Here is a 12,311-nt window from a genome sequence, read left to right on the forward strand (position 1 = left end):
CTAATCAAGATGCAATCTCCTCGCGCTCCTGCGCGGCAGGCTGATCACGACTGATCTGAAACCCGGGCTCGAAGGCGGCTAGTGCTGCATCCAGCATGGCCCATGGCTCATTCATCGGTAGCAGCAGGACACCATTACCGAAATGTCGCACAACAACCTCTACCCCCTCAAAGCGGTACTCTTTTGGCAAACGAACTGCTTGACTGCGACCCGACTGAAATAGACGTGCGGTATCCATGGTTTTGTCCTATAGCTTGGTATATATCAATGATATATACCAAGCTATAGGAAATCAAGGCATTAATGTGATTTGATTGTGCGGTGACTAAGTTTTAGTCACCAAAGGGTATGTTAATACCCAATATGGGTATTTCCAAAGAACACACACATGTTCAGCACTAATCCTTCCCGCCCACATATTCTATCTTCGCCTGACTGCGATATGACTGCGTTAACTCCGCAATTTTTTGCTGACGCGCTGCTGCAGCGAGTATCTGGCCAATCTTTAATTTGACGTCATCAAAGGCCAGAGGTTGGGGCTGGGTTGAGGTCAGTACGGTAATGTCGATTGCATCCTGCGTCTGTCTCAGGATCGTCGCTTCGCCTACTTTGCTTCTTAATAACGCGGTTTGCTCATAGCTCCCCATGTCTTCCGGGGCTTTGACTGTGTGTATTTCATCATACGGTATGCGTTGAGTTTTCAACCATTTGATAAAATCTCCGACAGTTGCGCTGGCGCTTAATCGGGCCAGCAATCCCGTTTGCTGTGCTTCACTGGCCTGAATACTGAGCTGATCCAGCAGATAGAGTTTACGCTCGGCAAACAATGCAGGGTGTGATTGATAATAATCCTGCAACGCAGCTTCGGAAGGTGGCGGTAACTGGGTAAACTGCCGTGCCAGATACGCGTTTATCAGGATTTTTTTATTGCTCGCCAGCAAGGACTGCAGCACATCTGGGTCGCGGTCGAGTTTGGCTTTTTTAGCTGCCGTCAGCAGCAGGTTCTGGTCGATCACCGCGTCGATGGCGCGCTTGCGAATCTGCTCGGGCGTGCCTTCGAACTGGGTCATCTGATTGATGTACTGATTGACTTCATGAATGGTGATTTCTTTGCCGTTGATCTTGGCGACGACCTGGGTTTTACTGGCGTCGACAGCTTTATGATCACACCCTGTGAGCACTGCTGTACTCATTAACAGGGTGAGTAACAATGTATAGGAAAATGAAACTGTTAACCGGTTCGATATTGCTGCTTTGGTCCGATTATTGCGCTGCATGGTTTCCCCTTTGAGCAAAAAAAGACGCATGACTCAGCCAACCCTGCACCGTGAATCATGCGTTATGTTATATCACCACTACGCTGCATCCATACATGATATTTACATTCATTTATTACAGCACATAGCGTGCCAAATCCTCGCTTACTGCAATATTTTTCAGCCGAACATCCACGAACCCGGCATCAATATGAACCGGTGCGCTATGATGCTTGCCGGTTTCAAACGAGACTTCTTCCAGCAGGCGCTCCATGACGGTATGCAGACGGCGCGCGCCGATATTTTCAGTGGTTTCATTGACCTGATAGGCAATCTCAGCCAGACGACGGATACCATCGGCAGCGAATTCCAGATGCACGCCTTCGGTGGCGAGCAGTGCCTGATATTGGTGCGTGAGGCACGCATCGGTGGCGGTCAGTATCGCTTCGAAATCCGCTACTGACAACGAGGTCAGCTCGACGCGAATCGGGAAGCGGCCTTGCAGCTCAGGGATCAGATCCGATGGCTTGGCCAGGTGAAATGCGCCGCTGGCAATGAACAGGATATGGTCGGTCTTGACCATGCCGTATTTGGTAGTAACGGTGGTGCCTTCTACCAATGGCAGTAAGTCACGCTGTACGCCCTGGCGCGACACTTCACCACCGCTGGCTTCGTTGCGGCTGGTGATCTTGTCGATTTCATCCAGGAAGACGATGCCGTTCTGCTCTACGCTGATCAGCGCGCGCTGCTTGACGTCTTCTTCGTTCACCATTTGCGCAGCTTCTTCTTCGATGAGCAATTTCATGGCCTCAGCGATTTTGAGCTTGCGGGTTTTACGTGGACGGTTGCCCATGTTCTGGAACATGTCCTGAATCTGGGTGGTCAGGTCTTCCATACCCGGCGGTGCAAAAATCTGCGCGCTGGCTTGCGGGCCGGCAACGTCGATTTCAATTTCCTTGTCATTCAGTTGCCCTTCGCGCAGCATTTTGCGAAATTTCTGGCGGGTGCCGGAATCTTCTGTTTTAGCGGCTGGCTCTACGCCCAGAGAATGCGCGACATCGCGGGCGGGTGGCAGCAAGGCATCGAGAATGCGCTCTTCGGCGGCGTCTTCTGCACGCATCTGCACTTTGGCCATATCCTGCTCGCGCAGGTCTTTGATGGCGATCTCCATCAAGTCACGAATGATGGAATCGACATCGCGACCGACATAGCCGACTTCAGTAAATTTGGTTGCTTCGATCTTGATGAACGGCGCATGTGCAATGCGTGCCAGACGCCGGGCAATTTCGGTTTTGCCGACGCCGGTGGGGCCTATCATCAGGATGTTTTTCGGGGTGATTTCGTGGCGTAATGGCTCAGCCACTTGCGCGCGCCGCCAGCGGTTGCGCAAGGCGATTGCTACCGCGCGCTTGGCGGCATTCTGGCCGATGATGTGTTTATCCAGCTCGTGGACGATTTCTTGAGGGGTCATCTGGGACATGGTTACTCTAAGACCTCTATCAGGTGGTTTTGATTGGTGTAGATGCACAGGTCGCCGGCAATCGCCAGCGATTTGGCCACGATATCGCGCGGTGACAGTTCAGTGTTTTCCACCAGGCCGCGCGCAGCCGATTGTGCGTAAGCCCCACCGCTGCCAATTGCAGCAATGCCGTATTCCGGCTCCAGCACATCGCCATTGCCGGTAATCACCAGAGAATGGTCACGGTCAGCGACGATAAGCATGGCTTCCAGTCGACGCAACATGCGGTCGGTACGCCAGTCTTTGGCTAACTCGACCGCCGAGCGCATCAGGTTACCTTGATGTTTGTCCAGTTTGGCCTCAAAACGTTCAAACAGCGTAAACGCATCGGCCGTTCCGCCGGCGAATCCGGCCAGGATCTGGTCCTGATACATGCGCCGGATTTTACGTGCGGTGCTTTTAATGACGATATTACCCAATGTCACCTGACCATCGCCGCCGAGTGCGACCTGATTGCCGCGCCGTACGGAGAGTATGGTGGTGCCGCGATATTGCTCCATGATATTTCCTGCCGAAAGATAAAGGGAATTAAATTCAGATGAGGGCAAGACCGAATATATCAAGAGTCAAGCGGACAAAACAAAGGGGCCGTTAGCCCCTGATGTTAGTGATGCGAAATACTGACGGCATTATTTGCGCGGTGCAATTTTCGCCATCTGATCAACGCCCATGACTGTAAGCAACACGCACACCATCATGTTACTGCCGGTGATAGTGACCTGCTTGCCAGTCGGAATCAGCGCCATCAACGCATCCATGAACAGCCCCACGCTGGCGAATTCAACTCTGTCCACATCGAACATATCCAGCTCGACCTCAGGATGCGTAGCGGCAAACTGCTTAAACTCATCAAACACCACCGCACTGCCACTGGTAATCGTACCCGACATTTTGAACGCATTATTTTCGGATGGGGTTGCAACTGTCTCAGGCTCTGCAGTAACCGCAACCACTTGCGCGACTTGCGCCGGCGCTTCCCAGGAAGGTGGCGACACTTCAAAGTGAATTGCAAATTCGATGGCCAGATCTTCAAATTCGGTTTGTTTGCCTTGCAACTGGTAGAGCTGCATCAACAGCAACCATGGCTCCGGCGCGCTCCCCTCGGCTTTTGCTACATAGTGCTGCAATAAGCCCACCAGCGCACCGCTGGCTATCTGCAATCTGGACTGCTGTTTCTGCAATTTCACCAACGCGGCTTTTAGTAAGGTACACCCTTCCGGCGTCACTTCGCTGATTCCCGACAGATCAAGCTGAATTGCACCTTTGGCGGCGGCTTCCTGCAACAGATTGATGCGATCGGCCATGTGCTGATCGAGGCGGCCTTTCAGACTGAACAGTTGCCCGTCAGAGCCGGCTGGTTTGACAATTTTGCTGGTGTTGCCGGCGGATTTTGACGTGCTGCCTGTGACCCAGACTGGCGGTGATTTTTCGTGCTTGACGGCATATTCCATGGCCAGCTTTTCGAATTCCTGCTGTTGCTGGCTGACCCAATACAGATCAAACAACATCAGCCACAGGCTTTCTTCTTCCGGCGAACGGTGAATAAACATCTTCAGGTGATTGATGGCTTCTTCGCTACGGCCATTGGCATAGAGCATGGCGGCATCTTCAACGCCGGGAGCAAAGCAGGACTCGATTTCGGTAACAACAATGTCGTCTTTAATCAGCGTATTCTCGAAATTCTGCTCTTCCAGCGGCGCATCATGGATAGCCGCGATCGCCTGCTCCTTGCTTCTGGGCTTGACCGCCTCCATGACCGGTGACGGCTCAGGCTTTTTCTTATCCTTACGCGTAAAAAAAGAGAAATCCAATTCGTTAACCCTAAAATAGAACAGCCATCATTGTCAGGTTGCTATTATTGCCCGATCACGGGGAAACAGCAACGTATTCACAGTTTAGATACAAAAATCCGGCTTAACAATGCCATTATTGCGATCGCCCATACGATTACCGCACCAGATGGCACGTCATACCAGGCCGACGCAGCCAAACCCAGCGCATAGCCGACCGCACCAATGGTATAGGCAATTCCCACCGCAAATTTACTGGAGACACTACGCACTGCCAATGCCGGAATAATCAGACTGGCAAATACCAGATACACTCCCACCAACTGCACTGAAAGCGTAATCGCACAGGCGAAAATCAAGTAGAACCCAACGCGCCCTAGCGCTTTACCGAGCAATTTGCGTGCCAATAACAATCCAGCCGTCACCGCCGCCATAATTTGCAGTTGCGCCGGGCTTACCCACAGGATCTGCCCCACCAGCAAATCTTTCAGATGTTCGGCACCGTGCGGGTTCCCGGCCATGAGTATCAGCCCCGCGCAGGCGGCGAGTACAAACAGCACGCCAATCAGCGCTTCCTGACTGTCCGGCCAGTGTTTCTCCGTCCAGGTCAGCCCGATGGCGCCGATGGCTGCAGCACTCAGCGCCGCAACCTGCACCCCCCAGCCTTGCGGCTCCCAGCCAAACGAATCTGCGGCGATCACGCCCAACCCGGCAATTTGCGCAATCGCCAGGTCGATAAAGACGATACCGCGTGCCAGCACTTCACGCCCGAGTGGCACATGGGTGGCGAGCACCAGCATGCCCGCCAGCATGGCCGGGCCCAGAATAGACATATCCAGCGCGGCAAAATTCATTATTTACCCGCCTTTAATAAACGACTGATGGTGTCATCGTACAAGCCATACAGATTATTAGCGCCAGGTGTGCCGCCCACGGTGAACGGCAATTCAACCGCCGGAATATTGGCACGTTGCGATAGCCACTCTGACGCACGCCCATCGTTATATGCTGACCGGATCACCATTTTTGCCGGAGTGATTTTGAGTTTGGCCAATACCGCTGTCAGTGATGCCACACTCGGCTCCACACCTGGCTTGGGTTCCAGCGTTGCGACCTGCTTCATCCCCAGCCAGTTTTCCAGATAAGGGTAAGCCTGATGCTGGGCGACGATGACAGTGCCTTTCAACGGCGCAGCCTGCGCTTCCCAGCGCGCTATCGCGGCTGTCCAGTGAGTTTTGAAATCAGCATAACGCGCCTGGTAATAACCGGCATTCGCAGCATCGACACTGGCCAGTGTCTTGCTCAATGCATCTGCGACCAGGGCGATATTGCGCGGATCAGTCTGGATATGCGGATTGCCTGCGGCGTGGATATCGCCCTCGGAGCGATCCAGTCGCTGTGGTTTTTCCATTAGCGGCACATAACGCGTCGCTTCAAAATTACCGGGCTGGCCGGGTTGAATCAGCGGATTACCGGATTCGCGCAGCAGTATCGGCAACCAGCCGATTTCCAGCTCGGCACCGGTACATACCAGCAACTCGGCATTGCGCGCCCGCGCGATCAGCGAGGGGCGTGCTTCGATACGATGCGGGTCCTGCAATGCCGTGGTGGCATTGGCAACCTTGACCTTGTCGCCACCCAGCTCTTGTGCCAGCGCACCCCACTCCGGCTCACACGCCAGCACATTCAATGCGGCATGCGCAGGCAAGGTAACAGTTATGGATAACAGTGCAAATAACAGTTTGGTTTTCATAGCGGCTTCCTTAGAAAGTGTGGGCGCCGTGGGCACCCAGGCTCATGATGTATTGGAGGGCGAACTGGTTATCCGCTTCGGTCGGGCGTGATTCGTCGCGCGCATATTGCACCCGGAACCGGGAAAACTCGCTCGGACTGTAGTCGAACATCACCGTATTGCGCTTCGGGTTATACGCTGCCAGTATCGGCAAATCCGCCGCCGTCAGCCCCGTACCCAGATCCACACTGCCGCTGTTCAGGCGGTCGTGGCGCAAACCTACGCGCCAGTGCGGCATGAACTGGTACACGCCTTGCAAATACCAGCCGGACTGGGCGGACTGGTAAGCACCGGGCACCCCGGAGCATGCGCCACCAGTACAGGTCAAGTCACCGGTTTCATTCCTATGCATGTATTCGCCCTGCAGTTTGAAATTGCGTACCGTGGTATTGCCGTTTGGCGCCCATTTCCACACAAAATCGCCGATCCAGGTCTGACTTTTGCCGGAGAAACTATTGGTGGTCGCTACGCCATTCACATCTGTATCGTCATAGCTGCGGTTTTGCGGCCCGGCCCCCAGATACGACAGGCCGGCACGCCAGCTGTTGGATTCGTCATAATCGCCGCCGACGTGGGCATACAGGGCACCCGCGACACTGCCGTTCTTGTCCCGTGTGGTCGCCGGGAAGCTGCGGCCGCTGCCGATCTCGGCACCCAGCTCGACCAGCAGGCTCTCGGTCGGCGCCAGCCAGGTCAACTGCACGCCGTCATCCCCAAACTGATTACCGAGGAAGGCTTTATATACCAGCGGTGAATCGGTAAAGTCCCACGCGTGCGCGTGCACGTTGTTCAAATAGCCGATACCGGAATAGAAACGGCCGGCACTGGCCGTGAGTCCGTGCCCCAGACCCAGTGTCTGCAAATAGGCATTCTCGACAGCGACGGTATTATCCGGCGCCATCGCCAGCATGAAATTGCCACGGAAATCAGGATCGATATTGGCGCTGATCGCCAACTCGGACTCACCCAGCGAGAAGCCGCGCGGATTAGGCGCGACCTCGCCGCCGGACGGAATAAAGCCGCCGATTTTATAAGTAGATGGACTGAGCGAACTGTGGCTTGCTGTACCCGACAGGATCAACGAAATCGCCGGGTTGAATGCGTTTTCATTGCTTGGTGCGGGCAGTGCGGCGACGGCCGCCGTCTGGCTGGCATGTTCGGCTTTGCTGTCGGCTTGCTCAGCCTTGGTATTGGCCTGTTTGGTTGCCGCTTCGGTTTGTGCGAGACGCGCTTCCAGCGCCTGAATACGGGCTTCGTAGCTCGCTTTCATCTGCTGGATTTCGCTGCGTATGTTTTGTAGATCATCGGCCGCATGGGCGGACGTAGCCAGCATCATCAAGATGCTGGACGCAATCAGGGTACGTTTCATTGGAACATCCTTACTGAAAAAATAAATCGACACGCTGCGGCAAGCCGCAACGCTGTGCAGATCAGTTTAATCAGACAAGGACGGGTGGTGCACGGGACTGGTAATGATACGGGGTGAGCAGTTGCTGACTGATGACAGGCTCAGCAAACTGGATATGGCCGGAGACAGTGGGCAGCCCTAAATCCGGCAGTGTGGCGGGAATGTTATCCAGGGCGCTGATGACGCACAGATCACACAGCAGCTTATCCGTACCCGGTGTTTGCTTCTGCGATCCACTATCTTGGTACGGATGCACCACGCCATGCGCGGCCACCAGCTGCTGCGACCATACCAGCAGCAAGGCAAGGATCAGTGCGATTCTGGCAAAATGGCGACGTGTAAGCATACTGTAAGTATAACTGGTATTCAGTTAAACAAACAACCAGCAACAAACTAATCCACGTCTATCGCCACTTTCACGTCCTGCACCGACTCAACCGGCTTGCCGGCCTGTATCGCCGGGAAAAACCGCCATGTTTTCAAAGTATTCAACACCAGCCGGTTCACCCGCGGGTCGGGGGCCGGGTTAACCAGCTCGACCGCCACATTGCCGTCCGTGCCGATATGAATACGTGCCGTTACGACTATATGCATAGTCTGGTCGCGCAAATCTTCGGGCACCACCGGCTTGGGCTGGTAGAGTGCGCGCGCGCCCATTTGCCGGGTGCCGTCCTGACTGCTATCGGTACTCGGCTGCGGTTTGGGCGGGGGCGGCAGTACCGGTGCAGGATCGGCATGTACCGGCGGGGGGGCTGGGGGGGCTGGCGGCGCTACAGGTACGACTACTCTGGGCGGAATCAGCGCAGGTTGCGGTGTAGCATGCACAGGAACAGGCGTTGCCTTGACTACCCGCCTGGACGGCAGTTTGGGCGGTGCCGGGGGGGGCGGCAGCTCGATAATGCGCTCATCGATCGCTGCAGGGGGGGCGCTCGCCACCCTGTCGGGTGCGGCAAAGGAAAGACCGAATCCCCACAGCACTATCACCCACAGCAATAGTCCCGATGGTAACGACCACCACAGTGTCGGTTCAGCCGGATCGAATACCGCAGTACTATTCATGGGCAACAGCGATCAGAAAATGCTGCGCTCCGGCAGCACGCGCCTGCAACATGGCCTGTACTACCACGCCTTGCGGCGCCTTGCTGTCCGCAGAGACCACCACATCCTGCTCGACACCGTGCAACAAGGGTTTCAATACCGCCGCCAGCGTCGCTAGCGTGACCGGCACGCGATTAATGAACGTCTTGCCGTCAGCCGTCACCGCCAGCGTTGCCGGAGTATCGGTACTCATGCGTTCGGCCTTGCCCTGCGGCAGATTGACCTTCAGCGAATTGAGGTTCTGCATGGACAAAGATGCCAGCATGAAGGTCGCCAGCAGAAAGAACATCACATCTATCATCGGTATGATCTCGATGCGGCCCTTGCGCTGGACTCTGGCTTTGCGCAATTTCATGGCTGCCCTCCTGCCGTATCCCGAACTTGCTGATCGAGTCGGATATGATCGATCAGGCGGGTGCCCAGGCGTTCCATTTCATCCATGGTTTGCGCCTGCAAACGGGAAAAATAATTAAAGCCGAACAGCGAAATCAGTGCAATCAGCAAACCCACGGCAGTCGCAATCAGCGCCTGTGCCACACCACCGGTGACGCCGATGGGATTCACCAGACCGGCGCCGCCGATCAGCTGAAATGCGTGCATCATGCCGCCTATAGTGCCCATCAGCCCGAGCAACGGGGCGGCCGTAACGATGGTTTCCAGTACCCACAGCCGACGGGACAGGCCGGTTTCGATCACCTGCGCCTCATCGGCAGCGCGCGATTCCGTCCACCAGGCCGGGTGCTCGCGATTGCTCAGGATCACACTGAAAAACCGATAAAAATAGTTACGGTTATTCAGCGCGGTCAGTTTGTGCTCCAGCTCCTTCCAATCGAAACCGTAGGTTTCCACCAGATTCTGCAGTTCGCCGGATAAATGCGCATAACGCCAGTACAACACCGCTTTTTCCAGCATGATGGCAAGTGCGAGCACCGCCAGCAATGACAGCGGCAATATCATGACGCCGCCGAGTTTGAGGGCAATCCAGCTTTCGTGTAAATCTTGCATGTGTATCTCCTGTAGGGCAATAATTTCGCCCGGTGAATTCAATCAAAAGAACTTGTCGAGACTGACGTAGACTGCACGGCGCGGGCCGTACTGCGGTGCGCCGACGCCGATGCCGCTGCCGTCGCGAATTTCGTAACTTTTATCGAACAGGTTGAGAATACTCACTCGCGCCTGCACTTTGCCCAGTTGCGTCACGTTATAGATATGCGCGGCAGCAATGTTGACCTGAACGTAGCCCGGCAAATGCGCGGTATTGGCAAATCCGCTGCGCAAACCGCTGCCGTACATTGCATTGGCACTGTAAGTCGTACCCAGCCAGCGGTATGCGGTACCGGCCGAAACGGTAATGAACTGGTCATGATCGAGGTTTACCCAGTTGTTGGCGATGTAAGCCAGCTCGGCAGCGTCGAAGTTGTACTGGGAAGATACGATACCTTTACCCAGCGCAGCGGAACGGGCGAGACTGAGATACGCCGACAGGTTGTCCTTGCGGTAATTTGCGGTTAGCTCCGCGCCGTAAATTTTGCCTTCGCTATAATTGAACGGGGTATACAGCAAGGCCGAACCGAACTGGCCTTCGTCGAGCAGATTGCTGACCTGCTTGTAATAGCCGTCCAGCCCCAGTGTCAGATTGGGGGTCAACTTATGGCTGATGCCCATATCGTAATAATCGGCAGACTCCGGTTTCACCTGATCGTTCAACGTACCCGGTGGCGCCGCTGTCGTACCCTGCGACAGGGCAAGCGTCTGACCACTGATCAGCTCGTTGGGCGGCGGTGTGAAATAGCGGGCGTAACCGGCATGCAATGTGGTTTGCGGAGTGGCCTGATACACTGCACCAATGCGCGGGCTCCACTGGTTGCCGGTAACATAGGCATCAACCTGATCGAAGCGCATGCCGTAATTGACCGTCAGTTTGTCACTCAGCTTCCACTCATCCTGCGCGTAAACGCCGTACAGATTGGCTATCTTGCTATTGATGTCGGTAAAGCCGACCGGCGTAGAGCTGGTCTGGTTGCCCGAGCTATCCGCCGGGAACGCCAGCACAGCGTTGTTGTTGTCGAGATGCTCCTGGCTAAAAAATACGCCGCTACGCAAGGTGTGCTGCGGGTTGAGGTGATAGCTGCCGTCGGCTTGCAATCCGTTGGCCTGGCTGGTACGCAACACGCGCGAGGCCACGCCGGTATACATCAGATCGCCTGTCGCATCCGGCTCGAACAGCACCTTGGAATAGCGGCTGAACGCGGCCAGCTGATAATCGAATTTGTCGCCCAGCGTGCCCTGCAAAGCCAGAATGCCGTAACGCGTGGTTTCATGCTGGCGCTCATCCAGATTCTGCGAAGGATAGCTGCTCACTCCAGTCAGAGTGTAGCCCGGCGTCTGATCCGGCACGTTGGGGATCTGGAATTTGCTGTCAGAATTACCCAGTATCAGGCTCACCCGCGTGCTGTCGTTAAGGAGATAGGAAAAGTAGCCGAATTCCTTGTTTTGATGCGTGGTGTCGTGGATCGCGCTACTGGCCGAAGTCGGGTTTTCTATCCCCAGATCGTTTTTCAACACGGCGGCATTCAGATAATAAGTGAAATTACCCTTGTGCCCGCTGGCCTCGCCCGACAACTCCTGCGTATTATTGCTACCCACGGTCACGCCTATACGGCCGCCATTGGCAAGCGCACCGTTCTTGGTATGGATGTCAACCACACCGGCAGTACGATAGCCGTATTGTGCCGGCAGCGCTCCAGTGAGCAGATTGATACTGTCAGCAAAGCGCGTATCCAGCGATTGACCGAACCCGGTAATCGACTCGGGTATGATGATGTTATTGATGCGGTACTGCACGTTGCCGTGATCGCCGCGTATATGCAGTTGGCCGTAGGAATCCTGCGCCACACCCGGAGCCTGCAGCAGCACTTGATTCAGTGGCGTGCCGGCCCCTTGCGGCAGCTCGGCGATATCATTGGCGCCAATATGATAATTGCTGCTGCCGGTATCCACGGCAATGCCGTTGCGCGCACGATCGAGCTTTTGCGCTGCCACTTTCACTTCCAGCGCTCGCGTGCTGGCCAATGTGATTTTGCTGGTTTTTCCCGCTGTTGGCGTCAGGGTAACGATGTCGGTACCGGTCTGGTACCCGGGTTTTCCCACCACTACCGCATAAGTCCCCGTCGCTATGCGGTCGAATTCAAATGCACCCTGTCCGTCGGTTTGCGTCACCCCCAGCGTTTTACCGTCGGAGGACTGCAATCTGACCGTCGCGGCAGCCACTGGCTGGCCCAGCGTATCGCTGATCTGACCGGCGATATGGCCGGGCTGCTGAATTTCATTGGCTATGGCGGGTAATATGCCTGCCGCGTGCGCAGGCAAGCCCAGCATCATGCAGATGCTGGACGCAATCAATGTGCGCTTCATGGTTATTCCTTCCTGAAAAATAGATAAACACGCT

Annotated in this window: 13 protein-coding genes; all 13 read right to left on the reverse strand. The window is 55.3% G+C overall.

Annotated features, from left to right (window positions below; genetic code table 11):
- Positions 1 to 4: 4 nt before the first annotated feature.
- The gene (locus EJE49_RS01920; protein ID WP_124948713.1) at positions 5 to 238 is read right to left on the reverse strand and encodes an antitoxin; all 234 of its coding nucleotides are present in this window, start codon (positions 236 to 238) and stop codon (positions 5 to 7) included.
- 160 nt (positions 239 to 398) lie between these two features.
- Positions 399 to 1,277: an EpsD family peptidyl-prolyl cis-trans isomerase gene (locus tag EJE49_RS01925; protein WP_189941606.1), complete on the reverse strand. Its 879-nt coding sequence runs from the start codon at positions 1,275 to 1,277 to the stop codon at positions 399 to 401.
- Between the two features lie 115 nt (positions 1,278 to 1,392).
- On the reverse strand, positions 1,393 to 2,736 hold the full coding sequence (hslU, locus tag EJE49_RS01930) for an ATP-dependent protease ATPase subunit HslU (protein WP_124948715.1): 1,344 nt from the start codon (positions 2,734 to 2,736) through the stop codon (positions 1,393 to 1,395).
- 2 nt (positions 2,737 to 2,738) lie between these two features.
- Positions 2,739 to 3,275: an ATP-dependent protease subunit HslV gene (gene hslV, locus EJE49_RS01935; protein ID WP_124948716.1), complete on the reverse strand. Its 537-nt coding sequence runs from the start codon at positions 3,273 to 3,275 to the stop codon at positions 2,739 to 2,741.
- Between the two features lie 129 nt (positions 3,276 to 3,404).
- A complete protein-coding gene (locus EJE49_RS01940) occupies positions 3,405 to 4,586 on the reverse strand; it encodes an STAS domain-containing protein (RefSeq protein ID WP_124948717.1) in 1,182 nt (393 codons plus the stop codon).
- 77 nt (positions 4,587 to 4,663) lie between these two features.
- Complete coding sequence (locus EJE49_RS01945; protein ID WP_124948718.1) at positions 4,664 to 5,419, reverse strand: metal ABC transporter permease; 756 nt, start codon at positions 5,417 to 5,419, stop codon at positions 4,664 to 4,666.
- Entirely contained in the window at positions 5,419 to 6,318 is a 900-nt protein-coding gene (locus EJE49_RS01950) for a metal ABC transporter substrate-binding protein (protein ID WP_124948719.1), read from the reverse strand. Before EJE49_RS01950 ends, EJE49_RS01945 begins: the two co-directional genes overlap by 1 nt.
- A 10-nt stretch (positions 6,319 to 6,328) precedes the next feature.
- Positions 6,329 to 7,726: a carbohydrate porin gene (locus EJE49_RS01955; protein WP_124948720.1), complete on the reverse strand. Its 1,398-nt coding sequence runs from the start codon at positions 7,724 to 7,726 to the stop codon at positions 6,329 to 6,331.
- Positions 7,727 to 7,796: 70 nt separating this feature from the next.
- Positions 7,797 to 8,111, reverse strand: a complete 315-nt coding sequence (locus EJE49_RS01960; protein WP_124948721.1) for a hypothetical protein — start codon at positions 8,109 to 8,111, stop codon at positions 7,797 to 7,799.
- A gap of 47 nt (positions 8,112 to 8,158) precedes the next feature.
- Positions 8,159 to 8,824 (reverse strand): energy transducer TonB, encoded by a 666-nt coding sequence (locus EJE49_RS01965; protein WP_124948722.1) that lies wholly within the window; start codon positions 8,822 to 8,824, stop codon positions 8,159 to 8,161.
- Positions 8,817 to 9,218 (reverse strand): ExbD/TolR family protein, encoded by a 402-nt coding sequence (locus EJE49_RS01970; protein WP_124948723.1) that lies wholly within the window; start codon positions 9,216 to 9,218, stop codon positions 8,817 to 8,819. The genes EJE49_RS01965 and EJE49_RS01970 overlap by 8 nt, the downstream gene beginning before the upstream one ends.
- On the reverse strand, positions 9,215 to 9,868 hold the full coding sequence (locus EJE49_RS01975) for a MotA/TolQ/ExbB proton channel family protein (RefSeq protein WP_124948724.1): 654 nt from the start codon (positions 9,866 to 9,868) through the stop codon (positions 9,215 to 9,217). Before EJE49_RS01975 ends, EJE49_RS01970 begins: the two co-directional genes overlap by 4 nt.
- Before the next feature lie 42 nt (positions 9,869 to 9,910).
- The gene (locus tag EJE49_RS01980) at positions 9,911 to 12,277 is read right to left on the reverse strand and encodes a TonB-dependent receptor (protein WP_124948725.1); all 2,367 of its coding nucleotides are present in this window, start codon (positions 12,275 to 12,277) and stop codon (positions 9,911 to 9,913) included.
- Between the last annotated feature and the right edge of the window lie 34 nt (positions 12,278 to 12,311).

This window comes from Sulfuriferula thiophila (genome assembly GCF_003864975.1).
Lineage (GTDB): Bacteria > Pseudomonadota > Gammaproteobacteria > Burkholderiales > Sulfuriferulaceae > Sulfuriferula > Sulfuriferula thiophila.

Coding starts and splice junctions, on each gene's coding strand:
- hslV (WP_124948716.1), bottom strand. CDS start 3,275: ATGGAGCAATATCGCGGCACCACCATACTCTCCGTACGGCGCGGCAAT.
- EJE49_RS01965 (WP_124948722.1), bottom strand. CDS start 8,824: ATGAATAGTACTGCGGTATTCGATCCGGCTGAACCGACACTGTGGTGG.
- EJE49_RS01975 (WP_124948724.1), bottom strand. CDS start 9,868: ATGCAAGATTTACACGAAAGCTGGATTGCCCTCAAACTCGGCGGCGTC.
- EJE49_RS01955 (WP_124948720.1), bottom strand. CDS start 7,726: ATGAAACGTACCCTGATTGCGTCCAGCATCTTGATGATGCTGGCTACG.
- EJE49_RS01920 (WP_124948713.1), bottom strand. CDS start 238: ATGGATACCGCACGTCTATTTCAGTCGGGTCGCAGTCAAGCAGTTCGT.
- EJE49_RS01970 (WP_124948723.1), bottom strand. CDS start 9,218: ATGAAATTGCGCAAAGCCAGAGTCCAGCGCAAGGGCCGCATCGAGATC.
- hslU (WP_124948715.1), bottom strand. CDS start 2,736: ATGTCCCAGATGACCCCTCAAGAAATCGTCCACGAGCTGGATAAACAC.
- EJE49_RS01925 (WP_189941606.1), bottom strand. CDS start 1,277: ATGCAGCGCAATAATCGGACCAAAGCAGCAATATCGAACCGGTTAACA.
- EJE49_RS01950 (WP_124948719.1), bottom strand. CDS start 6,318: ATGAAAACCAAACTGTTATTTGCACTGTTATCCATAACTGTTACCTTG.
- EJE49_RS01945 (WP_124948718.1), bottom strand. CDS start 5,419: ATGAATTTTGCCGCGCTGGATATGTCTATTCTGGGCCCGGCCATGCTG.
- EJE49_RS01960 (WP_124948721.1), bottom strand. CDS start 8,111: ATGCTTACACGTCGCCATTTTGCCAGAATCGCACTGATCCTTGCCTTG.
- EJE49_RS01980 (WP_124948725.1), bottom strand. CDS start 12,277: ATGAAGCGCACATTGATTGCGTCCAGCATCTGCATGATGCTGGGCTTG.